The sequence below is a fragment of the Glycomyces sp. NPDC050141 genome (genome assembly GCF_055586545.1).
This window is the reverse complement of the sequence record NZ_JBVJHZ010000013.1, coordinates 101,567-126,080: the sequence shown is the minus strand read 5'-3', so window position 1 is coordinate 126,080 and position 24,514 is coordinate 101,567. Positions and strand designations below refer to the sequence as shown.

Here is a 24,514-nt window from a genome sequence, read left to right as displayed (position 1 = left end):
ACCCCCCCCAAGGAGGGGGGGCAGTTCCCCCCCCCACCCCCCCCCCCCCCCCCCCCCCCCCCCCCCCCCCCCCCCCCCCCCCCCCCCCCGTCCCCCCCCCCCCCCCCCCCCCCCCCCCCCCCCCCCCGCCGTCCGATACCTGAGTGTGTGGCTGCGGTTACCATTGCTGCTGGACTTCGAAGGAGCGCAGTTGGCCGACCACAACCCAGCCGAGACCGGGATCATGATCGACGCCGCGACCACCGTGGACCGCGACGACGCCATCTGGATCGAACCCCACGACGACGGCTTCGACGTCTGGATCCACATCGCCCGGGTCGCCGACCACGTCAAGACCGGCGGTCGCGCCGACACCGAGGCCCACCGCCGCGTCCACACCCGCTACCGGCCCGAGCACACCAAGCACCTGCTCCCCGCGCCCGTCGTCGAAGCCGCCTCCCTCGAACCCGGCCGCGAGAACGACACCTTCGCCGTCCACCTGCGCCTCGACCACGCCGGGCAGATCCTCGCCGCCGACCTCGGCCCCGGCCGCCTCACCAAGTCCTGGATCATGACCCACGGCGAGGCCGCCACCGCCGCGAACGACACCGCCCACCCCCTCCACGGCACGCTCGCGCTCGCACTCCGCTTCGCCCAGACCATGCTCGCCGCCCGCCGCAACGCCGGCGCCCTCGCGTTCTACGACCTCCTCTCCGGCTTCGCCACCAACGAGGAGGGCCAGCTCGTCCGCCTCGACAGCGCCGAACGCAACTCCGGGTACATCATCGTGCAGGAGTTCATGATCGCCGCCAACGCGCAGATCGCCGCGTGGGCCGTCCGCGAGGACCTGCCGATCCTCTTCCGCAACCACCGCCTCGCCGCCGTCGCCGGAGACCCCGCCGAACTGCGCGCCGAACTCGAGTCGATCGCCGCCTCGGGCGACGGCAACGCCTTCGAGATGCTGCGCACCCGCATGCGCATGGTCGCCCGCGCCGCCACCTACGGCCCCACCGTGCACGGCCACCACGGCCTCCAGCTGCCCGCGTACACCCACGCGACCAGCCCCATCCGCCGCTACCCCGACCTCGTCGTCCAGCGCATCCTGCTCGCCGCCAGCCTCGGCCACCCCAGCCCCTACCCGCTCGACGACCTCGAAGCGGTCGCCGCGCACGTCAACGAACGCGTCGAAGAAGAACGCCGCGCCAAAGCCGAGTACTTCAAGCAGAAGGCCCACGAGCAGACCGCCCGGCACGCCGAGGCCGCCGACTTCACCGCCCTGCCCTACAAGCAGTACGCCCGCGTCCTCCAGTTCGCCGTCGAACGCGGCGAGACACCCGCCGGGCTCGCCGAGGACACCGCCCGCCGCCTCGACGCCCGCGAACTCCAGCTCCGCGAGTTCGCCTCGGTCTACCTCTACGGCCGCGGCGAGTTCGAGCCGCTGCGCGAACGCATGAACCGGCACCTCGCCGACGAGCCCCAGCAGGCCCAGTCGATCGTCAACGTCTACCTCCAGGACCGCCTCGGCGGCCCCGTCAGCAACGAGACCAACGTCCTCTGGACCGTCGAGGACGAACCCGGCTTCGAAGGCCCGCTGTTCTCCGCGCAGGTCTCCATCCGCTACAACGGCGAACAAGTCGACTCACCGAAACGCCTGCAGCGCAACAAGAAGGAAGCCCGCAACCAGGCCGCCCTGGCGCTCGTCGCCGCGCTGGCGGGCCTCCCGGACCCGTCGACTGACGCGACCGCCAAACCGCGCACGGAAGGCCCCAAGAAGCTCCTGGTCGACGCCTCGGTGAACCCCGCCGAAGCCGTCCAGATCTACGCCGCACGCGGCGTCGTCAAGCCGCTCACCTGGGACTTCTCGGTCGACGGTCCCTCGCACGAGCGGACCTTCACGTGCCGCGCGGAGGGCTGGATGCCGCTCTCGGGCGAGCGCGTCGCCGCCGAAGGCAAGGGCCCGACCAAGCAGGTCGCCAAGACCAACGCGTCCCTTGAGCTGCGGGTCCACATCGAGGTCGCGCTGGCGCTCGGCGAGACGGGCCGCCGCGCGGAGGCCTGACGGCGCGGGTCACGCCCGGGCTCGGAGCGCGAAAAGCGTTTCGCCCGCTAGGGCACAATGAGTGCGTGCATATTCTCGACGACTTCGCATGGCGCGGCCTCCTCCAGGACTCCACCGGCACCGATGCTCTCCGCGAGCACATCGACGCGGGCCAGGTGACCTTCTATGTGGGCTTCGACCCGACCGCGGTCAGCCTGCACGTCGGCCACCTCATGCAGGTCATCACCGCCCGCCGCCTCCAGCAGGCCGGGCTGAAGCCGCTGCTGCTCGTCGGCGGCGCGACGGGCCAGATCGGCGACCCGAAGGAGGCGGGGGAGCGCAGCATCAACCCGCCCGAGGTCGTGGCGGGATGGGTCGAGAAGATCCGCGCCCAGCTCGCGCCGTTCGTGACCTACGACGGCGAGAACGGCGCGATCCCGGTCAACAACCTCGACTGGACCAGCGAGATGGGCGTCGTGGAGTTCCTGCGCGACGTCGGCAAGCACTTCCCGGTCTCGAAGATGCTCGCCCGCGAGGTCGTGAAGGCCCGCCTCGAGTCCGGCATCTCCTTCACCGAGTTCTCGTACCAGCTGCTGCAGTCGAACGACTTCTACGAGCTGCACCGCCGCCACGGCTGCACCCTCCAGTTCGGAGGGTCGGACCAGTGGGGCAACATCACCGCCGGGGTGGACTTCGTACGCCGCAAGGCCGCCGAGCACGTCCACGCGTTCGTGACCCCGCTGGTGACCAAGGCCGACGGCACCAAGTTCGGCAAGACCGAGGGCGGCGCTGTCTGGCTCGACCCCGAGCTGACCAGCCCGTACGCGTTCTACCAGTTCTGGGTGAACTCCGGCGACGCCGATGTCGTGCGCTACCTCAAGTACTTCTCGTTCAAGTCACACGCGGAGATCGAGGAGCTGGAGCAGGCCACGGCCGAGAAGCCCGCCGCGCGCCTCGCGCAGAAGGCCCTCGCCGAGGAGCTGACGACGCTGCTGCACGGCGCCGAGGAGACCGCGCACGTCGTGGCTGCTTCCCAGGCGCTCTTCGGCCGCGGTGAACTCGCCGACCTGCCCGAGTCGACGCTGCGCGCCGCGCTCGTCGAAGCCGGTCTCGCCGAGTTCACGAAGCCCGACGTCACGATCGCCGAGGCGATGAAGGAGTCCGGTGTGGTCGCGAGTCTGGGCGAGGCCCGTCGCGCTGCGAAGGAGGGCGGGGCCTACCTGAACAACGTCCGTGTGAGTGATCCTGCGGCCGTTATCAACCCTTCTGACCTGATTCACGGGCGGTACGGAGTGATCCGGCGCGGCAAGAAGACCGTCGCCGGGTTCGAGGTCGTCGGCTGAGGCATACACTTGGTTGGTTTTGTCGCGGTGAATAGAGGGGGAGAATCGAGTGGCTGAAGACGGCCGCGCCCGCAAGGGTGGAGATGACCGACGAGGCGGCTACGGCCGTCGCGAGGGCGGCGGCTACGGCGACCGTTCCGGACGAGGCGGGGACAACCGCGACGACCGGGGCAGCCGGGGCGGCTACGGCCGCAGCGAAGGCCGCGACGACCGCCCGCGGCGCTACGAGGACCGGGACGACCGGCCCCGTCGCGACGGCGACAACCGCGGTGGCTACAACCGCGATGACCGTGGCCCGCGCCGCGATGGCGACAACCGCGGTGGCGGTTTCAACCGCGACAACCGCGGTGGTGGCTTCAACCGCGACAACCGTGGCGGCTACAACCGTGACGACCGCGGCCCGCGCCGCGACGACGACCGCGGCGGTTTCGACCGCGGTCCGCGCCGTGACGGCGACAACCGTGGTGGCGGCTTTAACCGCGACAACCGCGGTGGTGGCTTCAACCGTGACGACCGTCCGCGCAGCGGCGGCTTCAACCGCGACGACCGCGGCCCGCGTCGCGATGGCGACAACCGCGGTGGCGGTTTCAACCGCGACAACCGCGGCGGTGGCTTCAACCGCGATGACCGTCCGCGCAGCGGCGGCTTCAACCGCGACGACCGCGGTCCTCGCCGTTTCGAGGGCAACCGGGACGACCGGCCGCGCCGCGACGGCGACGACCGTCCGCGCAGCTTCAACCGCGATGACCGCGGCCCGCGTCGCGATGGCGACAACCGGGGTGGCGGTTTCAACCGCGACAACCGCGGTGGTGGCTTCAACCGCGACGACCGTGGTGGCCGTGGTGGTTTCAACCGTGACGACCGTCCGCGCGGCGGCGGGTTCAACCGCGACGACCGCGGCCCGCGCCGTGATGACGACCGTGGCGGCCCGCGCCGCTTCGACCGCGACGACCGTGGACCCCGCCGTTTCGACGGCGACCGCGGCCCGCGCCGCGACGGCGACAACCGCAGCGGCGGCTTCAACCGCGATGACCGCGGCCCGCGTCGTTTCGAGGGCAACCGCGACGACCGGCCGCGCCGCGACGGCGACGACCGTCCGCGTCAGTTCGAGCGCCGCGACGACCGCCCCCGCCGTGACGACGACCGTCCGCGCAGCTTCGACCGCGACGACCGCGGTCCGCGCCGCGACGACGACCGTCCCCGCCGGTTCGAGAACCGCGACGACCGCGGTCCCCGTCGTGACGACCGCGGCGGCCAGCGCCGCTTCGACCGTGACGACCGGCCGCGCCGTGACGACCGCGGCCCGCGCCGCGACGACCGGGGCGACGACCGCCTCGGCCGCGACGGTCGCGAGCGTCGCGGCAAGGACAACCTGCGTCCGCTCGAGGAGCGCGAGGCGGGGCACGAGGGCCCGATCCGCATGGGCGAGTCCGACGAGGCCCCCGACCTGCCCGAGGGCATCGAGTACGGCTTCGACGAGCTCGACAAGGAGACCAAGGCCGGGCTGCGCAGCTTGAACAAGCAGCTCGCCGAGGCCGTCGGCAACCGGCTCATCGCCGCTGCCGCGCTCCTCGCTGAGGACGATGTCCAAGGCGCGCTCGAGCAGGCCCGCTACGCCCGCCGCAAGGCGTCCCGCGTGGCCGTGGTCCGCGAGGTCACCGGTGTGGCCGCGTACGGCGCCGAGGAGTGGCAGCTGGCCGTCAACGAGCTGCGCGCCGCGCAGCGCCTGGGCGGCACGCACGACCACGTGGCGCTCATTGCCGACTGCGAACGCGCCCTTGGGCACCCCGAGCGCGCGATCGACCTCTACCGCGAGTTCGGCAGCGACGAGAGCGTCGACCCCGAGGTGCGGGTCGAGCTGCTGATCGTCGCGTCGGGCGCCCGCCGCGACATGGGTATGGGCGAGGCCGCGACCGCGATGCTGAAGGTCGGCGGGCTCAACTCGCCGAAGACCGAGCCGTGGGTCGCGCGCCTCCGCTTCGCGTACGCCGAGGGCCTGCTGGCCGACGGCCTCGAAGACGAAGCCCGCGAATGGCTCTCGAAGGCGGTCGCCGCCGACGAGACCGGTGAGACCGGCGCCGCCGAGCGGCTGCTGGAGCTCGAGGGCATCGTCGTGGAGGAGTACGACGAGGACGACGAGTTCGAAGACGACGACGAATTCGAGGACGACGAAGACGACCTTGATGACGAAGACGACGAGGACGAGGACTCCGACGACGACCGCGAGGAGGACGACGACTTCGAAGACGATGAAGACGGCGACTACGCGGACGAGGACGACTTCGACGACGAGGACATCGAAGACGAAGACGACCTCGAAGACGAAGACGAGGACGAGGACGACGAGCCCGAGGCGCCGCGCGAGTCGCGGCCCGAGGAGAAGTCGAACCCCGAGTCCAAGTAAGCAGTGAACGGCCCCGCAAGGGGCCGTTTCCGCAGCGCCTCCGCCCGTTCGGGCGGAGGCGTCGTGTCGCCCCCGACATGAAGGAGTCCGGATGACCCGGCTGAAAGGCACGGCCGCGCCGCTCGCGAGCGGCTACGACCAGGCGCTGCTCGACCTCGACGGCGTCGTCTACCTCTTGCACAACCCGATCCCGGAATCGGCCGCGACCATCTCGGCCCTGCCGGGACTCGGCTGCGACCCGGTGTTCGTCACCAACAACGGCTCCCGCAGCACCGAAGTGGTCGCGGAGTCCATGCGCGGCATGGGCATCCCGGCCGAGGCGTCCCAGGTGATCACCACCGGGCAGATCCTCGCCGCGGAACTGGTGTCGAAGCTCGGCAAGGGCGGCAAGGTCTTCGTGCACGGCTCGCCCTCGCTGCGGGCCGTCATCGTCGAAGCGGGGCTCGAACCGGTCGAGGACCCGAAGGCCGCCGCGGGCGTCGCGTTCGGCCTCTTCCCTGAGGCCACTTGGCGTCTGCTCGCGGACGCGACGATCGCGGTCCGCAACGGCGCCTACTGGGCCGTGGCGAACATGGACGCGACCCTGCCGACCTCTGACGGGCCGCTGCCCGGCATGGGCGCGATGGTGCAGGCGGTCGCGACCGCGCTCGGTCACGGGCCGCACTTCACGGCCGGGAAGCCCGAGCAGCCGATCTACCAGGCCGCGTTGGCGCGCAAGCCCGGCGGCCGCGCGATCATGGTGGGCGACCGGCCCGACTCCGATATCGAGGGCGCCAACCGGGCGGGCATCGACTCGCTGCTGGTGTTCACCGGGGTCGCGTCGCCGCGCTTGGCGCTGACGCTGCCGCCCGAGCAGCGGCCGACGTACCTCGGCTGGAGCCTCGGCGCGCTGACTGAGACCCACCCTGAGCCCCAATGGATCGAGGACGACTCGGTGGTCCAGTGCGGAGGCTGGTCGGCGACCCTGGAGCAGGGCTCTCTGGTGCTCAGCGGCTCCGGTGAGGCGCTCGACGCGTGGCGCGCCATGTGCGAGCTCTCCTGGCGCCACAACGGCATGCCGTTCCCGTTGCGGGGCACCGGTGACGCCGCGGAGAAGATCCTCGCGGACTGATCCGTGACACGCGAGAAGCCCGGACTGCCGCAGTCCGGGCTTCGGTGTTTCGTTGAGGCGGAAGGGCCTCGGGGACTAGTCGACCTTGAGGGCCTTGCGCAGCTTGGCGAGGTCCTTCACGGAGGCCTTGATCTTGATCTTGCCGGTCAGGATCGCCTTGGCGGGCTTGAGTTCCTTCTTCGACAAGGCGATCAGGTCGTCGGAGCTGATCAGGATGCGGACCTCGGCGTCGGCGGCGTCGCCGTCGAGCAGGTCGGTCAGCTTGTTCCCGGCGAGCTTGGCGCTGAAGGCCTGGCCCAGGTCGGTGATCTCCACAGCCAGCGTGCGCTCGAAGCCCTCTTCAAGCTCCAGCTCGTCGGACTTCCTGGCGACCTTGCCCGCCATCTTCTCAAGCACATTGCGGCATTCGTCAACAGTGGCCATACGGTCCTCCCGGATTAGTTCTTGAGCTCGAAGCGCTCGACTGCCGAGAGATTACAACGTGGCCCGAATGCCGTTGCGTCCGACCGGGACGCATTTGACCCTGTGGAACACAAGGGCGCGGGACGGACCTCACGGCCCGTGCCCGCGCACCCTACGTCACTCGTGAATCTTAAGCGGCCCAATGTGAACCGGACTACAGCACGCCGCGGAGCTTCATCAGGTCCATCATGTTCGCCTTGAGCTTGACCTGGCCTCCGGTGAAGGCCTTCATGAAGTCGAGCTCTCCGGCGACGAGCGCGAGCAGGTTGTCCGAGGAGACGGCCATGCGGATCTCCGCGTCGGGGTTGTCGCCGTCGGTGATGCCGGTCAGCTTGCCCTGGTCGAACTTGCCGTTGAACGAGACCGAGAGGTCGGTGATGTCGGCGGCGAGGGCGCGCTGGAAGCCCTGGAGCTTGCGCACCGACTTCGGGTTCGAGGAGAGGTTCTCCGCGAACTGCTCGAGTGCGGTCCGGCATTCGTCGATGGTGGCCATGGGCCCTCCTGTTTCGATCGGCGCGGGCGCGGCGGTGCGCCCCGTCAGAATGTTACCGGCCAGTACGGCCATGCGGGCATCGCCGTGGACCGGTAGCTTGGCAGTACCGTTGACGCCAGAGCCAGACTACGGCTCGCGAGCCTCACCGAGGCGGGGACGCCAACCCGCGGTCTCGGCAGACCCTGAAGGGAGTGGGACCACCATGACTGACTCCGCCCGCGCCTACTTCGACACCTTCATCGGCATGGCCGGCGAACCCGCCCGCCGCGCCCGCGAATTCGCCGGGAAGGTGCGCTCGGACCTGCGCTCCGGCTCCGAGCAGGTGCGCGAGCACGGCAACCGCACCGCCTCCGACATCGGCAACTTCCTCCGCGCCGAGTTCGACGCCAACCTCAACCGGTTCGGCGTCGCCACCCAGGCCGACCTCGACGACCTCAACCTGCGCCTCGAGCACTCCGAAGAGCAGATCCGCGACCTCCGCATCCGCCTCGCCGAAGCCGAGGCCCGCGCGAACGCAGCATCGGCGAAGCTCGCGCAGTCGACAGAAGCAGAGAAGCGCGCCGCTTCCCCCGCCGAAACGCCCTCCGCAGCCCCCGCCGCGACCATGGAGCCGATCGACGACGAGGAAGAGGACGCATGACCGACATGCCGAGCCCTGGGGCCGTGGCCGACCGCCTGAAGCCCTCAGCCGACACCGAAGACGTCGAGCTGGACGTCGAGGAGGCCCTGGGCCGCCTCGAAGCCCTGCCCGACCTGCCCGTCACGGAGCACGTGCAGGTCTTCGAGGGCGTCCAGCAGCGCCTCTCGGAGATCCTCAGCAACGTCGACGACGCCTAACCGCCAACTAGAAAGCACCGAACCCGCGCCATGCCGACGCGCTACCGACTCGACGCCGAACTCGTGCGCCGCAAGATCGCCCGCTCCCGCGAGCAAGCCCGCGAACTCATCGCCGCAGGCCGCATCCACCTGCGGGGCATCCCCGCCACGAAACCCGCCACCAGCGTCACCGGCGACGACTCGATCCGCCTCGTCGGCGACGTCGACGACTACGTCTCCCGCGGCGCCCACAAGCTCATCGGCGCCCTCGACGCCTTCGGGGTCGACCCGAAGGGCCTGCGCGTCCTCGACGCCGGGGCCTCCACCGGCGGCTTCACCGACGTCCTGCTGCGGCGCGGCGCGGCCGAGGTGCTCGCCGTCGACGTCGGCTACGGCCAGCTCGCGTGGAAGCTCCAGACCGACGACCGCGTCGTCGTCCACGACCGCACCAACGTCCGCCACCTCACCCCCGAGCAGCTCGGCGGCCCGGTCGACCTCACCGTGGGGGACCTGTCGTTCATCTCGCTCGAACTCGTCCTCCCCGCACTCGCCGCGTGCACGAAACCCGGCGGCATGATGCTGCCGATGGTCAAGCCGCAGTTCGAGGTCGGCAAGGGCCAGGTCGGCGCGGGCGGGGTCGTCGGCGACCCGGCCCAGCGCGCCGACGCCGTGTGGGGCGTCATCGCGAAGGCCGGACAGCTCGGCTGGACCACCACCGCGGTGGCCGCCAGCCCGCTGCCCGGCCCGAAGGGGAACGTGGAGTTCTTCTGCCGCATGGTCACCGAAGGCGAACCGATCGACCGCGCCGGAGTCGACGCGGCCTGCGGCGTTCCCGCCTAGGGCCTGTCCTGCGAATCAGGGAGCGGCGGTATCCGAGTCCGTTTGTTCGCTCGCAAGGCGGAAGGCCCTCCGAATACCGGTGTTGTATTCGGAGGGCCGACAACGCAGCGAGCGGGCAAACGGGCCGGATAACGACCGGTCTGATTCGCAGGACAGGCCCTAAGCGAAGTCGGCGGCGAGGATCGCCTCCAGGTTGCGTTCGGCCAGCGCCGTGATCGTCACGAGCGGGTTGACGCCGATCGAGCCGGGGATGAGCGAGGAGTCGGTGGCGTACAGCCGCTCGTAGCCGTTGAGGCGCCCGAAACCGTCGGTGGCCTCGCCGAGGACGCAGCCGCCCAGCGGGTGGTAGCAGAAGTCGTCCGCGAAGGCCCGGTCGTCGCCGAACAGGTCGTACCGGTAGGACGTGCCGTGCTTCTTGTTGATGCGGTCGAACATCGACTTCGCGGCCTGGACGCCCGGCTGCGCCTGCTCGAGGCTCCAGTTGAGCACGGCCTTGTCGGTGGCCGCGTCGTATGTGAAGTGGCCGCGCTCGGGGTTGTCGGTGATCGCCAGGTACAGGCTGATCCACGTCTCGATCCCGGCCGGGAGCGGCGCGAGCTCGGCGAAGACCCTCGCCTCGGGGTTGTCCCAGTCGTCGATGCCCATCACGGGGATCGTGGACTGCCTGAGGCCCGTGGGGTTCCACAGGTGGTTCGCGCGGGCGGTCATCACGTTCCCGTTCGGGCCCCAGCCCGCGCCGACCGCCTCGTCCAGGTCCGGCAGCGCGCCGGTGTCGCGGGCGCGCAGCAGCAGCTCGGTGGTGCCGAGGCTCCCGGCGCCGAGGAACAGGTGGCGGCAGGTGAGCCTCTTGGACTCGACGAGCTCGTTCGCGTCGTCGCGGTGGTCGACGTGGAGCACGTAGTTCCCGTCGGCGTCGAGCTCGATCGCGGTCACCTGGTGGCGCGCGGCGATCGTGACCTTCCCGGTGGCGAGCGCCGAAGCCAGGTACGTCTTGTCGAGACTCATCTTGCCGTGGTTGTTGCCGTAGATGACCTCGCCGCCGAGCGCGGACTTCTCGGCGTCCCCGGCCGCCTCGCGCTCCATGTAGTCGAAGTCGTAGACGTCGGGTACGAACACCGTCTTGAGCCCGGCGGCCTCGGCCTGTGCGGCGGCCACGCGGCTGAACTTGTAGTACGGGGTGGCCTTGTAGAACTCGGGGTCGATCATGTTGACCTGGAGTTCGGCCTGCGCGAGCGGGAAGTACCGGTCGTACATCGCGGCCGCGTCGACCCCCGGCAGGACCTCCTCGAAGTAGTCGCGGCGGGGGACGACGGCCATGCCGCCGTTGACGAGCGAGCCGCCGCCGACGCCGCGTCCGACGTAGACGGACATGTCCGCGTAGTTGATCCGGTCGAGCACGCCCGGGTAGGGGTCGATGTTGCGGTTGACGACGTCGAGCCACAGGAGGGTCGACAGGGGCGCCTCGGTGCGGCGCTTGAACCACATGCTGCGCTTGTCGGGCGCGGTCATGGTGCAGAAGACGTTGCCGTCCTCGCCCGGCTCGTTCCAGAGCCGGCCCATTTCGAGAACGGTGGTCTCGATACCGGCCTCGCCGAGGCGCAGGGCCGAGACGGCCGCGCCGTAGCCGGAGCCGATGACGATGGCGGGGACGTGCGCGCCGTTCGCGGCGGCGGCCCGGGGCCCCACGGTGGTGAGTCCGGCCGCTGCCGCCGCCGTGAGCGCCGAATAGCCGAAGAGCTGTCTGCGGGTGGCCATTGAGGTCTCCTTCGGTTTCTGGTGGTGTTGGGGACACATTGTGCCGCAACGGATCACACCTGACCAGACCTCAGAGCGGCTTGCCGCCCAAGGGAAGCCGGGGGCTGGGCTTTCACGCCGAACCGCTTTCAGCAAGCGTTATCCTCGGTATGCTCTCCGATACGCCCGGTGAAGCCGCCTGGAGTACAGTTCGAGGCCCTGAAACCGTCTGAGTAGGAGCGCGAGTGGAGCCGCAGCAGAAGCCGAGCCGTGTCCTGGTGGTCACGCACCCGCTCCGCGAGGACGTCGCCGAGCTCGCGGACAAGCTCGCGGCCGCCCTGCGGGCCGAAGGCGTCGAGGTCAAGATCTGCTCCGGCGCGACCCAGTCCCTCCAGCGCCCCGACGCGCTCGTCGTCGGCGGCGAGGTCGCCGGCGACACCGCCGACCTCGTCCTCGCCCTCGGCGGCGACGGCACGGTCCTGCGCTCCGCCAAGATGGCCGCCAAGGCCGACGTCCCCCTGCTCGGCGTCAACTTCGGCAAGGTCGGCTTCCTCGCCGAAGCCGAGACCGGCGAGCTCGAGACCGTCGTCTCGCGCCTCCTCGAAGGCGAGTACACCGTCGAGGAGCGCACGGCGCTGGCGGTCGAGGCCATGGGCACCGACGGCGAAGAGCACCTCTCGTGGGCCTTCAACGACATCGCCGTGGAGAAGGCCGAGCCCGCGCGGATGCTCGAGCTGTACATCGAGATCGACGGCACCCGCATCGCCCGCTACGGCTCCGACGGGGTCGTGGTGGCCTCGCCGACCGGCTCGACCGCGCACGCGATGTCGGCGGGCGGCCCGGTCGTGTGGCCCGATGTGGACGCCCTCGTGGTCGTCCCCATGAACGCGCACGCCCTGTTCGCCAAGCCGATGGTCGTGCACTCCTCCTCGCTGATCCGCATCGGCGTGGAGTCCACGGGCACTGAGGGCGCGCTCATCGCCGACGGCAAGGAGCTCACCCGCCTCACGAGCGGTTCCACGGTCACCATCCGCCGCTCGGAGCGCCCGGTGCGCCTGGTGCGCATGTCCGGTCAGCCCTTCGCCTCCCGCCTGGTGTCGAAACTCTCTCTGCCCGTTGACGGTTGGCGTCACGGTCGCATCTGAGGCCGCTCGGGCGCCGATTGTCAGACCGACCGGCTAGGCTTCGAAGCGTGTTGGAGGAGCTTCGCATCCAGAATCTGGGCGTGATCGCTGACGCCACCTTGCCGCTCGATTCCGGCCTGACCTGCATCACCGGTGAAACCGGCGCCGGTAAGACCATGGTCGTCGCCGGTCTGGGGCTCTTGTTCGGCGGTCGTGCCTCCCGTGCCCCCCTCGGTGCGGAAAAGACCCTTGTGGAGGGCCGCTTCGTCGTAGGCGAGCGCGCCCTCGAACTGCGTGAACGCGCCATCGAGGCCGGTGCCGACCTCGAGGGCGGCGAGCTGCTGCTCGCCCGCTCGGTGTCGTCGGAAGGCCGCTCGAAGGCCTGGGTCGGCGGCCGCAGCGCGCCCGTCGGCGTCCTGTCCGAACTGGGCGAGCTGGCGATCTCGGTGCACGGCCAGTCGGACCAGATGCGGCTGCTCAACGCCGCCGAGCAGCGGGCCGCGCTCGACCGGTTCGCCGGGGCCGACCACGGCAAAATCCTCGACGCCTACCGCGCCGTCTTCCACGAGCTCGGCTCGTGCGCCGCCGAACTCTCGCGCCTGCGCACCAGCGCCCGCGAGATGGCCCGCGAGGCCGACATGCTGCGCCTGGGCCTCGACGAGATCACCGCCGTCGACCCGCAGGAAGGCGAGGACGCCGAACTCGCCGAAGAGGCCCGCCGCCTGGAGAACGCCGAGGCCCTGCGCCTCGCCGCCGCCACCGCGCACGGCGCGATCACCGGCGACCCGTCCACGGGCGAAGGCGGCGCGACCGACACCGTCGGCGCGGCCGCGCGCGCACTGGAGCACGACGCCCACGCCGACCCCAAGCTCGCCGAGTTCGCCGAGCGCCTCGCCGAAGCCGGTGCGCTGCTTGCCGAAGCGGCCGTGGACCTCTCCGCGTACCTCGACGACCTCTCGGCCGACCCGCAGCGCCTGGAGGAGATCTACCAGCGCCAGGCGGCCATGAAGACCCTGTTCCGCAAGTACGCCGAGGACCTCCCCGGCGTGCTCGCGTGGGCCGAGAACGCGCAGAAGCGGCTCGGGGAGCTCGACGTCTCCGACGAGCGCGTCGCCGAACTGGAGTCCCAGCACGCGGAGCTCACCGCGCGGGCCGCCGAGCTCGCCGCGCAGCTGCGGGCCTCGCGCCGCGCGGCCGCCGAGCGGTTCTCCGGCTCCGTCTCCACCGAACTCAAGGGCCTCGCGATGCCGCACGCCGAGGTCACCGCCTCGGTCGAGCCACGCCCGGCCGGACGCGGCGGCGTCGACCTCGCGGTCGAGACCGCGATCTCCGGCGCCACCGAAGACGGCGCCGACGAGGTCGAGCTGCTGCTGCGCCCGCACCCGGGTTCGCTCCCGGCCGCCCTGCACAAGGGCGCCTCGGGCGGCGAGCTCTCCCGCGTCATGCTCGCGATCGAAGTGGTCTTCGCCGAGATCGGCGGCCCGCCCGTCCTCGTGTTCGACGAGGTCGACGCCGGTGTCGGCGGCGGCGCGGCCATCGAGATCGGCCGCTGCCTCGCCAAGCTCGCCCGCCGCCACCAGGTCCTCGTCGTCACCCACCTGCCGCAGGTCGCGGCCTTCGCCGACCGCCACCTCGTGGTCTCGAAGGACACGTCAGGGGCCGTCACGGTCTCCGGCGTGCGCGTGGTCGACGACGCCGCGCGGGCGCGTGAGCTTGCTCGCATGCTCGCCGGGATGCCCGACTCCCACCTGGGCGTGGCCCACGCCGAAGAACTGCTGGCAGAGGCCGCCAAGATGAAGAAGTAGCAACGGCCCACTCCCGTAGGCCGTTGCGGCGTGCCGTCGCCTCGGCACGTGTGATCGGATGGCATGATGATGCACGATGCGTGTACCTAGCTTGCGTTTGCCCGGGCGGAACCCGGAGGGCGACCCCTCCGACGATCGGCTGGTCGGCACCGCCCGCCTCGACCGCCGTACGAAGCGGCTGTGCGGCCGTCTCGAACCCGGCGACATCGCCATCATCGACCACGTCGACCTCGACCGGGTCGCCGCCGACACCTTGGTCGGCACCGGCGTCCCGGTGGTCGTCAACGCCTCCAAGTCGATCTCCGGGCGCTACCCGAACCTCGGCCCCGAAGTGCTCGTCAAGGCCGGGATCGTCCTCATCGACGGCGTCGGCGACGAGATCTTCGACCGCGTCCGCGAAGGCAAGCCCGTCTCCGTGGACCTCGAAGCGGGCCAGATCTTCTCCGGCGGCGACCTCATCGCCGAAGGCGCGGTCCAGACCGAGGCCACCGTGGGCGCCGACATGGAGGCCGCCAAGGAAGGGCTCTCGATCCAGTTGGAGGCCTTCGCCGCCAACACGATGGAGTACCTCAAGCGCGAGCGGGACCTCCTGCTCGACGGCGTCGGCGTGCCCGACGTGAAGACCTCCTTCAACGGCCGCCACGCGCTCATCGTCATCCGCGGCTACAACTACAAAGAGGACATCGACGTCCTGCGCCCCTACATCCGCGAGTTCAAGCCCGTGCTCGTCGGTGTGGACGGCGGCGCGGACGCCCTCCTCGAAGCCGGGTACACGCCCGACATGATCGTCGGCGACATGGACTCCGTCTCCGACGACGCCCTGCGCTGCGGCGCCGAGATCGTCGTCCACGCCTACGCCGACGGGCGCGCCCCCGGCATGGAGCGCATGGACAAGCTCGGGGTCCCCGCGATCCCGTTCCCCGCGGCCGCGACCTCCGAGGACATCGCGATGCTCATGGCCGACGAGAAGGGCGCCGAGCTCATCTGCGCCGTCGGCACGCACGTCACCATGGTCGAGTTCCTCGACAAGGGACGCGGCGGCATGGCCTCCACGTTCCTCACGCGCCTGCGCGTGGGCGGCAAGCTCGTCGACGCCAAGGGCGTCTCGCGCCTCTACCGCCAGGACATGTCGATCTCCGCGCTGCTCCTGCTCATCGTCTCCGGGCTCGCCGCCATGGCCACCGCCGTCGCCATCTCCACCGTCGGCCGCTCCTTCGTCGACGTCATCGCCGACTGGTGGGACGGACTGCTCTTCCAAATCCAAAGGCTGTTCTCGTGATCAACTTCCGCTACCACCTGGTGAGCCTCACCGCGGTGTTCCTCGCCCTCACCGTGGGCCTCATCCTCGGCACCGCGGCCCTCAACGGCCCGGCCATCGAGGCCTTCGAGAGCAACATCCAGTCCCTGCGCGACAGCAACGAGCAGCTGCGCTCCCAGGTCGAGCAGATGGAGAACGACCTGGAGGACGACCAGGCCTTCGCCGAAGCGGTCGCCCCGTCCTACCTCGCCGGGCAGCTCACCGCGAAGAACGTCCTCGTCATCGCCCTCCCCGGCGCCGACACCGCCTATGTGGACGGCACCGTCGAGATGCTCGGTTACGCCGGGGCCACCGTCGCGGGCCGGATCTCGATCCTCGACGAGTACTTCGACCCGGCCAACACCGACACCCTCGGCGACCTCGCCGAGACCACCACGCCCGACACCGTCACCACGCCCGTCACCTACGACGGCGTGACCGCGATGAGCTACGTGCTCGCCGCCGTCACCACCGGCGAGGCCGCGGGCGCCGCGGTCGCCATCACGCCCGGCGACATCACCGAGGTCACCACCGGCCTGAGCGAACTGGGCATGCTCACCGTCGAGACCCCGCCCACGGGCGTCGCCGACGGCGTCATCATCCTCGCCGGGCCCGGCTCCACCGACGCCGACGCCGCCGACCGCAACGCCGGGATGGTCGCGTTCACCACCGAGTACGCCGCCGACGACCCCACGGTCTACGCCGCCACCACCGACACCGGCGACGGCAACCCCATCAAGACGATCCGCACCGAGGACGCCGAAACCGTCGCCACTGTCGACAACGTCGCCCTCACCCAAGGTCAGATCGCCGCGGTCGCCGCGCTCGCCGACTACATCAACACCAACACCGTCAACCACCTCGGCACCGGGGAGGGCGCTTCAGACCTGCTTCCCGCCGCGGCCTAGTATCGCGCCCATGAGCCAGCTAACGCGCACGGTAGGGCGGGCGTTCATCGGGGGCCTCGCCGCGGGCGGCACGATCGCCGCGATCAGCGCCGTACGCCGCTCCAAGTGGGCGGCCGAACTGGAACGCACGAACCACAAGGGCGACACCGTCTCCCTGGCCGAAGGCCCCGGGATCACCTTGGGCGCCACCGCTGGAGCGGTCCTCGGGGCGAACTCCCCGGCGTACGCCGCAGCCGCGGCGACCGCCGGACTCACCTCCGGAGCGGTCGGCCTCTACGACGACATCGCCGACGCCAAAGGCGAGAAGGCCAAGGGCTTCAAAGGCCACGTCGGCGCGCTCCTCAAGGGCCGCTTGAGCGCCGGACTCATCAAGGTCCTCGGCATCTCCACCGCCGGGATCGCCGCCGCCGCCCTCATCGACCTGCAGAACGGCGAGCTCACCGACGAACGCCGCCACTGGGTCCGCCGCCTCTGGAACGTCGGCGTCGGCGGCGGCGTCATCGCCGGTGCCGCCAACGTCGTCAACCTCTTCGACCTGCGGCCCGGCCGCGCCCTCAAGGTCGTCACCCTCGCCTCCGCGCCCCTGTCGCGCCCGGTGGGCGCCAAGTCCCGCCGCAAGACCGCCGCCGGAGGCGCGAACACCGCGCTCGCCGTCTCCGCCGCCGCCGGTGCCGCCATGGCCGAAGACCTCGACGGCAAGACCATGCTCGGCGACGGCGGCGCGAACGCCCTCGGCGCCCTGCTCGGCCTCGCCTACATCGCCCGCACCGGCATGATCGGACGCCACGTCGCCCTCGCGGGCGTCGCCGCCCTCATCGCCGCCTCCGAAAAAGTGAGCTTCACGAAGGTGATCGCCGAGACGCCCGTGCTCCGGGAGTTGGACGAGCTGGGTCGGACGAAGTCTTGACCGAGACCCGACGCGAAGTCGGTCGTGCCGCCTCGGTCATCGGTGCGATCACCGTAGCCTCCCGCCTGGCCGGATTCGGCCGCACGATGGTGTTCACGTGGGCCATCGGCCTCGGGACGCTCGGTACCGCCTACCAGACCGCCAACAGCATCCCCAACATCATCTTCGAGCTCGTCGCGGGCGGCGCCCTCGCCGCCCTGGTGATCCCGCTCCTTGCAGCCCCCTTGGCAAGGAACGACCCCAAGCAGGTCAGCCACATCGCCTCGGCGCTGATGACCTGGGCCCTGACGATCCTCATCCCCGCCGGCCTGCTCGTGGCGGTCTTCGCCCGTCCGATCATCGAACTGCTCATGCCGGACAACGGCGTGGCCGACGATCCGGTCGCCATGGAAGCGGCGATCGACGCCGCCACCGAGATGCTCGTCCTCTTCGCCCCCCAGATCCCGCTCTACGGCGTCGCGGTCGTCCTCACCGGCATCCTCCAGTCCCACCGCCGCTTCGCCTGGCCCGCACTCGCGCCGCTCCTCTCCAGCGTCGTGATGGCCGGGGTGTACGTCATCTACGGCGTCATCTCCGGGCGCCAGGACGACGTCGCCAAACTCGGCCAAGACGGCATCGTGTTCCTCGCACTCGGCACCACCTGCGGTGTCGCCGTCCTCGCGGGATGCCTCATCTTCCCGCTGCGGGGCCTCGGCCTGCGCCTGCGCCCGGCCTGGCGGCTCGACACCCACGTGGCCTCCGGCCTCAAGTCCCTCGCGATCGCCGGAGCCATCACCGTGGGCGCCCAGCAGCTGTGCCAGGCACTGCTGCTGCGGCTCGCCAACGACGCCGGTACAGGCCCGGCCGCGATCTTCACCGTCTCGCAGACCTTCTTCCTCCTGCCCTGGGCGGTGCTCGCCGTCCCGCTCGCCACCGCCGCCTACCCCGTTCTCGCCGAAGCGTTCTCACTCGGCGAACACGAGCGCTACCAGCGCCGCCTGTCCCAGACCGGCCGCGCGGTCCTGCTCCTTTCCGGCCTCGGCGTCGCCGCGCTCGCAGGCCTCGCCGAACCCATCGGCACCGTCCTCTCCTCCGTCTCGGCGGACAGCGGACAGAGCACCCAGCCGCAGCTCCAGGCGACCCTCACCGGCCTCGCCTTCGGCCTCTTCGGCTACTCGGTGTTCGCGATCTACTCCCGCGGCCTCTACGCCATCGGCCGCAACAAGTACGCCGCGGGAGCGACCGCGTTCGGCTGGGCGGCAGGGGCAGTCGCCGCGATCGTCCTCTCGCAGACCATGCCCGTCGAAGACCGCACCCTCGCGCTCGCCATCGCCTGGTCCACGGGCATGACCGTCATCGGCCTGGCCCTCACCGCCGCGATCGCCCGCCACACCGGCGCGGCCAGCCTCAGGGGCATACCCCGCGCCGCGCTCGCCACCATCGTCGCCGCGATCGCCGCAGTCTTCGCCGCGCGAGAACTCATCATCCTGTGGGGACACGCCGAAACGATCTACTGGGCCCTCTTCCAGGGCGCCGTCGTCGGTGCCGCCACCGCCGTCGTCTACCTCGGGGTCGCCGCGCTCATCGGCGGTTCCGGTGTCGTGCGCCCGGTCCTGCGACGCGCTGGCATAATCCGAGCGTCTGAAGAACCCGGCGACAGTGCATCCAACGACACTGCCGCAGACGACGAGCAAGCACCCGACGAGAACCGTGGAGCAGACCAGTGAGCCAACGCCGTATCGCCTTGGTGCTCGGCCCTTCGACCGGCGGCATCGGGACGCACGTCGCGTCGCTCGCGGCGGGCCTCGTCGAACGCGGCGACGCCGTCCTGGTCGTCGGCCCGCCCGAGACCGAGGAGCGTTTCGGCTTCCGCGCCAGGGGCGCCCGGTTCCTTCCTGCCCCCATAACCGCCAAGCCCTCGCCGGAGCTGCCGCTCGCGTGGTGGGCGGCCCGGAACGCGTTGCGCGGCATCACCGGTCGCGGCGTGGACCTCGTGCACGCCCACGGACTGACCGCAGGGATCACCGCGCTCGGGGCCCGTCCCCAAGGCGCGGCGCTGGTCACGACCTGGCACAACCAGCTCATCACCGCCGGGTTCAAGCGTCGAGTCTCCGACGAGATCGAGAAGCGGCTCGCGCGCGGCGTCGACGTGGCCCTCGCGGCCTCCTCTGACCTGCACGAGCACCTGGTCGCCCTCGGCGCCCGCGACGCCCGCCTCGCGCCTGTCGCCGCCCCGCCGCGCGTCGCCGTGAGCGACGCCGGAGCGGTCCGCGCCGAACTCGGCATCGGCGACCGGCCGCTGCTGCTCTCCGTCGGCCGCCTGCACCCGCAGAAGGACTACGACACGCTCGTCAACGCGGCGAAGCGCTGGACCGACCTCGACCGGCAGCCCGTCGTGGTCGTCGCCGGTGACGGCCCCGAACGGATGAGGCTGCAAGGGCTCATCGACACCGCCAAGGTGGACATCCGCCTGCTCGGCCACCGCACCGACGTGGCCGACCTCCTGGCCGCCGCCGACCTCGCGGTCATCACCAGTCAGTGGGAGGCCCGCCAGCTCTTCGCGCAGGAGGTCATGCAGGCCGGCGTGCCGCTCGTGACCACCCGCACCGGCGGCATCCCCGAGCTCGTGGGCGACGCGGCAGTGTACTTCGAGGTCGGCGACGTGGACGGCCTCGACCGGGCCGTCCAGGACCTCCTCGGCGACCCCGCGCGCCTCGCCTCCTACGGGGAGAAGAGCCTCGCCCGCGCGGCGACATGGCCCGACGAGGCCCAGATGCTCGACTCCCTCGACGCGCTCTACCTGGAACTGACGGGAAGATAGCGCCGCCGTGTCGCGAAAACTCGATGCCGGGCGCCTGACCCGCAAAGCCCGCAAGGCGATCGCCCGCGGCGTCTCCGAGAACCTCGGCCCGATCGGGGCCTGGTTCGGCGTGGCCGTCCTCGCGGCGCTCGCGGCTTTCCAGCTCCTGCCCGAGGACGGCGAGGAGTCGCTGCCCACCACCGTCGATTCGGTTGTGGTCCTTGGCGTCAGCGGCCTCACCTGGACCGACATCGACGCCGAGACGACCCCGAACCTCGCCGAGCTGGCCCAGCACGGCTCCCTCGCGGAGCTGAACACGAACTCGGGCCGCAACTTCACGTGCGCCCTCGACGGCTGGCTCACCCTCTCCGCGGGCGCGCCCGCCGTGAGCGACCCGTACGGGCAGGGCGCCCGGTGCGAGCCGGTCTCGGCCGACCAGGTCACCGTCGAGGACGGCACCGCCACGGTGGGGGACATGACCGACCTGGTCACCCTCAACCGCGACCTCGACCAGGGCACCCAGCTCGGCACGCTCGCCGCCGGGACCAGCTGCGCGACCGCGGTGGGCCCCGGTGCGGCGTACGCGACCGCGAACTCGGTCGGCCGCGTCGGCGAGTACGAGTCCGCCCTCCCCGACAGCGACGAGCTGCCCGACTTCCTGGCCGAATGCCCGCTCACTGTCGTGGACGGCGGCATCCTCCCGGCCGAGACCGGCTCGCGGGCCGACGCGCTCGCGGTGCTCGACGCCAAGGTCGGCGAGCTCCAGGCCGCGCGCGGTGCGGACTCCGCGCTCATCGTGTCGGGCATAAGCCAAGTGGCCGAACCGAACCGGCTGCTCGCCACGATCGCGAACTTCGGCGGCGAGGACGGTCACAACCTCCTCGACCTGCCCGCCGACCGCCCCGGCTACCTGCGGCTCACCGACCTGACCGCGACGATCCTGACGCTCCTGGACTCGCCGCCGCCGGACACCGTGACCGGGACGGCCGCCGGAGCCACCGCCGACTCGCTGTCCTATGAGGACCGCCAGGCGGTGTTCGACGACACCGACACGCGGCTCATGGCCGCCGATGTCGCCGCCCCGGCCACCCAGTGGCTCCAGGTGCTCCTGTTCCTCGCCTTGACGTTCGTGGCCTGGCCGCTGCTGCACCTGCTGCGCCAGGCCGGGCAGCCCGGCGTCAAGCCGCCGCCGCTGTGGCTCATGCGGCTCAACATCGTCTCGGCGCTCGTGTGCGCCCTGTTCACGGCCGCCGCGATCCTCGCCGACTTCTTCGGCTGGTGGTCCGCCGCGCACCCCGGCGTCGTCGGGCCGCTGACCGCGCTCGGCATCGCCGTGGTGTGCGCGTTCATCGCGATCGGCCTGCCCGGCCGCCACGGGCCCGCGAGCCTCATGGTCTCCGTGTCCGCCTTCGGGATCATCGTCACGGTCCTCGCGATGCTCCTGCACACCGAGGACCCGCTCGGGACCCTCCTCGGCGACTACACGGTGGCCGACTCCGCCTCGAACGAGCTCGGGCCGGTCGCCACCGGCATGTTCATCGCCTCGCTGTGGCTGCTCGCCGCCGCGGTGTCCTGGCGGCTCCCGCGCCGCTTCCAGTCCCCGGCGATGGCCGGGATCGGCTGCGTCGGCGTCATCATCGTCTCGGCCGGGTTCCTCGGCGACTCCGTCCCGGCGGCCGTGGCGATCATCGTGGGCACCTGCCTCGCTGCTGCGCTCGCCACCGGAGGCTGGGTCACGTTCCCGCGCTTCGTGTGGTCGGGCCTGGCCGGCGTCGCGGTCCTGTTCGGCCTCTCCTGGATCGACTACCAGCGCCCCGAGGCCGAGCGCGGCGAGCTCGGCTCGTTCCTCGGCGACATCATGGGCGACACGAACGGCGTCATCGCCTCCGGTGTGGGCTCGAACATCGTGGCGGTCTTCACGTCGCCGCTGAGCGTGCTCACCGTCATGGCCGGGGCCTACTGCTGGCTGATCCTCCTGCGCCCGGGCGGGGGCCTGCGCCGCGCGTGGGGCCTGTACCCGCCGCTGCGCGCCGCGTTCTCGGCCGCCGTCGCCGGATCGGCCATGGCGGGCCTCCTCCTCGGCAAGGGCCTCATGAGCCTCGGCGCGGCCCTCGCGGTCATGGTTCCCTTGGCGGTCATCATGAGTCACCGCGTGCTGGCCCGCGCGCACGTCAAGGACGGCCAGTACTCGGACATGATCGTCGACGCACCGTCGTGGGTCGATGAGGAAAACGGCGATGAAAGTGTTAGTGTGGAATCCCGTGGATGATGCGATCCACCGGCTGCTTTTGTAAGCGGCTCGTTCGCCACGAACATCACGGGAGTCCGCCTTGGCCAGCGCCGCTAATGGTCAGATCCGTTCCACGAAGCACCTCTTCGTCACCGGTGGAGTCACCTCCGCCCTGGGCAAGGGCATGACCGCCGCGAGTCTCGGCAACCTGCTGACCGCGCGCGGACTGTACGTGGTGATGCAGAAGATCGACCCGTACCTCAACGTCGACCCCGGCACGATGAACCCGTACGAGCACGGCGAGGTCTTCGTCACCGACGACGGCGGCGAGACCGACCTCGACATCGGCAACTACGAGCGGTTCCTGGACCGGAACCTGTCGAAGCACGCCAACGTGACCACCGGCCAGGTCTACTCCGACGTCATCGCCAAGGAGCGCCGCGGCGACTACCTGGGCGCCACGGTGCAGGTCATCCCGCACATCACGAACGAGATCAAGTCGCGCCTCGCGGCGATGGCCGACCCGGACCCCGAGACCGGGCGCGTCCCCGACGTCGTGATCACCGAGGTCGGCGGCACGGTGGGCGACATCGAGTCGCTGCCGTTCCTCGAGGCGATCCGCCAGTACCGGCACGACATCGGCCGCGACAACTGCTTCTTCCTCCATGTCTCGCTGGTGCCGTACCTGGCCGCGTCCTCGGAGATGAAGACCAAGCCGACGCAGCACTCGGTGGCGCAGCTGCGCAGCATCGGCATCCAGCCCGACGCGATCGTGTGCCGCTCGGACCGGCCGCTGCCGGACGGGCTGAAGAGCAAGATCGCCGGGTTCTGCGACGTCGACGACGCGGCGGTCGTCTCCGCCCCCGACTCGAAGTCGATCTACGAGATCCCGAAGACCCTCCACTCCGAGGGCCTGGACGCTTATGTGGTCCGCAAGCTGGACCTGCCGTTCCGCGATGTCGACTGGACCTCCTGGGACGACCTGCTCGACCGCGTCCACAACCCGGTCGCCACGGTCGAGGTCGCGATCGTCGGCAAGTACGTCGAGCTGCCGGACGCGTACAAGTCCGTGGTCGAGGCGTTGAGCGCGGCCGGTTTCGCGAACCGCGCGAAGGTCAAGGTCCGCTGGGTCATCTCCGACGAGTGCGGCACGCCCGAGGGCACCGCGAAGGCCCTCGCCGGTGTCGACGCGGTCGTGATCCCGGGCGGCTTCGGCGACCGGGGCGTGCCAGGGAAGCTGCAGGCGCTCACGTGGTCGCGCACCCGCCTCGTCCCGACCCTGGGCCTGTGCCTCGGCATGCAGTGCATGGCGATCGAGGGCCTGCGCGAGGTCGCCGGTCTCGTCGGCGCGAACTCCGAGGAGTTCGACAGCGGGGCCGAGCACCTGGTCATCTCGACGATGGCCGACCAGACCGACATCGTCGCCGGGCGCGGCGACATGGGCGGAACGATGCGCCTGGGCACCTACCCGGCGGAGCTCGCCGAGGGCTCGATCGCCGCTGAGGTCTACGGCGCCACTGAGGTCAACGAGCGCCACCGCCACCGCTACGAGGTCAACAACGCCTACCGCGACCAGCTGGTGAAGTCCGGCTTCGTGATCTCGGGGCTCTCCCCCGACGGCCGCCTCGTCGAGTTCATCGAGCTCGACCGCGAGGTGCACCCGTACTACATCGCGACCCAGGCCCACCCGGAGCTGAAGTCCCGCCCGACCCGCCCGCACCCGCTCTTCGCCGGGCTCGTCGAAGCGGCCCTCAAGCGCCAGGCCGGCGACCGCCTCGACCTCGAAGCGGCGTAAGCAGACACGAAGAAGGCGGGGCTCATGCGAGCCCCGCCTTTTCCGTATCCGCTTACGTGCCCTTGGGATTGGGCCCGTAATTGTTGGGGCCCGGCTGGCTGTCGAACAGGTTGAAGACGAGCAGGACGATCCAGCCGACGCACGGGACGAGCCCGATCCACCACCACCAGCCGGAGCGGCCGGTGTCGTGGAGGCGCCGCACCTGGACGGCGATGCTCGGGATGAGGATGAACAGGCTGAAGAGCAGGGCGAGCCAGTTCCAGAAGTTCGGGTCGTCCCCCATGTAGTTCCAGTAGTTCGCGTCGTCCGGCCGGTTGCTCAAGCACCCCAGGATCGTGCTGATGACGGCGTTGACGATGACGAACCACCAGAACTCGCGGCGGCGAGCGCGGCCTTGGAACACCGCGTACTTCTTGAGGGCGGTCGTGTACCAGCTCATTGCCGTGCCC

21 protein-coding genes are annotated in these 24,514 nt (G+C 70.8%); 16 read left to right on the top strand and 5 right to left on the bottom strand.

Annotated elements, in window-relative coordinates; genetic code table 11:
* Positions 1-190 precede the first annotated feature (190 nt).
* Positions 191-2,038: an RNB domain-containing ribonuclease gene (locus tag ACZ60M_RS10780; protein ID WP_465416879.1), complete on the top strand. Its 1,848-nt coding sequence runs from the start codon at positions 191-193 to the stop codon at positions 2,036-2,038.
* 65 nt (positions 2,039-2,103) lie between these two features.
* Positions 2,104-3,360 (top strand): tyrosine--tRNA ligase, encoded by a 1,257-nt coding sequence (tyrS, locus tag ACZ60M_RS10775; protein WP_465416877.1) that lies wholly within the window; start codon positions 2,104-2,106, stop codon positions 3,358-3,360.
* Here the strand turns inward: tyrS and ACZ60M_RS10770 are convergent.
* A complete protein-coding gene (locus ACZ60M_RS10770; RefSeq protein ID WP_465416875.1) occupies positions 3,275-4,765 on the bottom strand; it encodes a hypothetical protein in 1,491 nt (496 codons plus the stop codon). The two genes, tyrS and ACZ60M_RS10770, sit on opposite strands and share 86 nt — an antisense overlap.
* A 15-nt stretch (positions 4,766-4,780) precedes the next feature.
* Here ACZ60M_RS10770 and ACZ60M_RS10765 point away from each other — a divergent pair, with 15 nt between their 5' ends.
* The gene (locus tag ACZ60M_RS10765) at positions 4,781-5,764 is read left to right on the top strand and encodes a hypothetical protein (RefSeq protein ID WP_465416873.1); all 984 of its coding nucleotides are present in this window, start codon (positions 4,781-4,783) and stop codon (positions 5,762-5,764) included.
* Between the two features lie 91 nt (positions 5,765-5,855).
* On the top strand, positions 5,856-6,875 hold the full coding sequence (locus ACZ60M_RS10760) for an HAD-IIA family hydrolase (protein WP_465416871.1): 1,020 nt from the start codon (positions 5,856-5,858) through the stop codon (positions 6,873-6,875).
* A gap of 75 nt (positions 6,876-6,950) precedes the next feature.
* On the opposite strand, the gene ACZ60M_RS10755 is transcribed toward ACZ60M_RS10760, so the two are convergent.
* Positions 6,951-7,298 (bottom strand): SCP2 sterol-binding domain-containing protein, encoded by a 348-nt coding sequence (locus ACZ60M_RS10755; protein WP_392964930.1) that lies wholly within the window; start codon positions 7,296-7,298, stop codon positions 6,951-6,953.
* 193 nt (positions 7,299-7,491) lie between these two features.
* Complete coding sequence (locus ACZ60M_RS10750) at positions 7,492-7,830, bottom strand: SCP2 sterol-binding domain-containing protein (RefSeq protein ID WP_465416870.1); 339 nt, start codon at positions 7,828-7,830, stop codon at positions 7,492-7,494.
* Between the two features lie 202 nt (positions 7,831-8,032).
* On the opposite strand from ACZ60M_RS10750, the gene ACZ60M_RS10745 reads away from it, so the two are divergent.
* Genes ACZ60M_RS10745 through ACZ60M_RS10735 form a run of 3 tightly spaced genes read left to right on the top strand, consistent with a single transcriptional unit; the run spans position 8,033 to position 9,486 of the window.
* Positions 8,033-8,470 carry a hypothetical protein gene (locus ACZ60M_RS10745; RefSeq protein WP_465416868.1) on the top strand — a complete coding sequence of 146 codons (438 nt, stop codon included), beginning with the start codon at positions 8,033-8,035 and terminating at the stop codon, positions 8,468-8,470.
* Positions 8,467-8,667 (top strand): hypothetical protein, encoded by a 201-nt coding sequence (locus ACZ60M_RS10740; protein WP_465416867.1) that lies wholly within the window; start codon positions 8,467-8,469, stop codon positions 8,665-8,667. The genes ACZ60M_RS10745 and ACZ60M_RS10740 overlap by 4 nt, the downstream gene beginning before the upstream one ends.
* 30 nt (positions 8,668-8,697) lie before the next feature.
* The gene (locus ACZ60M_RS10735; protein ID WP_465416865.1) at positions 8,698-9,486 is read left to right on the top strand and encodes a TlyA family RNA methyltransferase; all 789 of its coding nucleotides are present in this window, start codon (positions 8,698-8,700) and stop codon (positions 9,484-9,486) included.
* A 159-nt stretch (positions 9,487-9,645) separates the two neighbouring features.
* Here the strand turns inward: ACZ60M_RS10735 and ACZ60M_RS10730 are convergent, their stop codons facing one another.
* The gene (locus tag ACZ60M_RS10730) at positions 9,646-11,241 is read right to left on the bottom strand and encodes a GMC oxidoreductase (protein ID WP_465416863.1); all 1,596 of its coding nucleotides are present in this window, start codon (positions 11,239-11,241) and stop codon (positions 9,646-9,648) included.
* Positions 11,242-11,465: 224 nt separating this feature from the next.
* On the opposite strand from ACZ60M_RS10730, the gene ACZ60M_RS10725 reads away from it, so the two are divergent.
* The 9 genes from ACZ60M_RS10725 to ACZ60M_RS10685 all read left to right on the top strand — a co-directional run bounded on the left by ACZ60M_RS10725 (position 11,466) and on the right by ACZ60M_RS10685 (position 24,065).
* A complete protein-coding gene (locus ACZ60M_RS10725; protein ID WP_465416861.1) occupies positions 11,466-12,365 on the top strand; it encodes an NAD kinase in 900 nt (299 codons plus the stop codon).
* A 47-nt stretch (positions 12,366-12,412) separates the two neighbouring features.
* Positions 12,413-14,149: a DNA repair protein RecN gene (gene recN / locus ACZ60M_RS10720; RefSeq protein WP_465416859.1), complete on the top strand. Its 1,737-nt coding sequence runs from the start codon at positions 12,413-12,415 to the stop codon at positions 14,147-14,149.
* A 91-nt stretch (positions 14,150-14,240) separates the two neighbouring features.
* Positions 14,241-15,428 (top strand): putative cytokinetic ring protein SteA, encoded by a 1,188-nt coding sequence (steA, locus tag ACZ60M_RS10715; protein ID WP_465416889.1) that lies wholly within the window; start codon positions 14,241-14,243, stop codon positions 15,426-15,428.
* Complete coding sequence (locus ACZ60M_RS10710) at positions 15,425-16,354, top strand: copper transporter (RefSeq protein ID WP_465416858.1); 930 nt, start codon at positions 15,425-15,427, stop codon at positions 16,352-16,354. The genes steA and ACZ60M_RS10710 overlap by 4 nt, the downstream gene beginning before the upstream one ends.
* A gap of 10 nt (positions 16,355-16,364) precedes the next feature.
* The gene (locus tag ACZ60M_RS10705; RefSeq protein ID WP_465416856.1) at positions 16,365-17,261 is read left to right on the top strand and encodes a hypothetical protein; all 897 of its coding nucleotides are present in this window, start codon (positions 16,365-16,367) and stop codon (positions 17,259-17,261) included.
* Positions 17,258-18,967 carry a murein biosynthesis integral membrane protein MurJ gene (murJ, locus tag ACZ60M_RS10700; protein ID WP_465416854.1) on the top strand — a complete coding sequence of 570 codons (1,710 nt, stop codon included), beginning with the start codon at positions 17,258-17,260 and terminating at the stop codon, positions 18,965-18,967. Before ACZ60M_RS10705 ends, murJ begins: the two co-directional genes overlap by 4 nt.
* A complete protein-coding gene (locus ACZ60M_RS10695; RefSeq protein ID WP_465416852.1) occupies positions 18,964-20,061 on the top strand; it encodes a glycosyltransferase family 4 protein in 1,098 nt (365 codons plus the stop codon). The genes murJ and ACZ60M_RS10695 overlap by 4 nt, the downstream gene beginning before the upstream one ends.
* A gap of 7 nt (positions 20,062-20,068) precedes the next feature.
* On the top strand, positions 20,069-22,309 hold the full coding sequence (locus tag ACZ60M_RS10690) for a hypothetical protein (RefSeq protein ID WP_465416850.1): 2,241 nt from the start codon (positions 20,069-20,071) through the stop codon (positions 22,307-22,309).
* A gap of 145 nt (positions 22,310-22,454) precedes the next feature.
* The gene (locus ACZ60M_RS10685) at positions 22,455-24,065 is read left to right on the top strand and encodes a CTP synthase (RefSeq protein WP_465416887.1); all 1,611 of its coding nucleotides are present in this window, start codon (positions 22,455-22,457) and stop codon (positions 24,063-24,065) included.
* A 52-nt stretch (positions 24,066-24,117) separates the two neighbouring features.
* Here the strand turns inward: ACZ60M_RS10685 and ACZ60M_RS10680 are convergent, their stop codons facing one another.
* Positions 24,118-24,504, bottom strand: coding sequence for a DUF805 domain-containing protein (locus tag ACZ60M_RS10680; protein ID WP_465416848.1), 387 nt, complete (start codon positions 24,502-24,504; stop codon positions 24,118-24,120).
* Positions 24,505-24,514 lie beyond the last annotated feature (10 nt).

Coding starts and splice junctions, on each gene's coding strand:
- ACZ60M_RS10765 (WP_465416873.1), top strand. CDS start 4,781: ATGGGCGAGTCCGACGAGGCCCCCGACCTGCCCGAGGGCATCGAGTAC.
- ACZ60M_RS10760 (WP_465416871.1), top strand. CDS start 5,856: ATGACCCGGCTGAAAGGCACGGCCGCGCCGCTCGCGAGCGGCTACGAC.
- ACZ60M_RS10755 (WP_392964930.1), bottom strand. CDS start 7,298: ATGGCCACTGTTGACGAATGCCGCAATGTGCTTGAGAAGATGGCGGGC.
- ACZ60M_RS10750 (WP_465416870.1), bottom strand. CDS start 7,830: ATGGCCACCATCGACGAATGCCGGACCGCACTCGAGCAGTTCGCGGAG.
- ACZ60M_RS10745 (WP_465416868.1), top strand. CDS start 8,033: ATGACTGACTCCGCCCGCGCCTACTTCGACACCTTCATCGGCATGGCC.
- ACZ60M_RS10740 (WP_465416867.1), top strand. CDS start 8,467: ATGACCGACATGCCGAGCCCTGGGGCCGTGGCCGACCGCCTGAAGCCC.
- ACZ60M_RS10735 (WP_465416865.1), top strand. CDS start 8,698: ATGCCGACGCGCTACCGACTCGACGCCGAACTCGTGCGCCGCAAGATC.
- ACZ60M_RS10730 (WP_465416863.1), bottom strand. CDS start 11,241: ATGGCCACCCGCAGACAGCTCTTCGGCTATTCGGCGCTCACGGCGGCG.
- ACZ60M_RS10705 (WP_465416856.1), top strand. CDS start 16,365: ATGAGCCAGCTAACGCGCACGGTAGGGCGGGCGTTCATCGGGGGCCTC.
- ACZ60M_RS10685 (WP_465416887.1), top strand. CDS start 22,455: ATGACCGCCGCGAGTCTCGGCAACCTGCTGACCGCGCGCGGACTGTAC.
- ACZ60M_RS10680 (WP_465416848.1), bottom strand. CDS start 24,504: ATGAGCTGGTACACGACCGCCCTCAAGAAGTACGCGGTGTTCCAAGGC.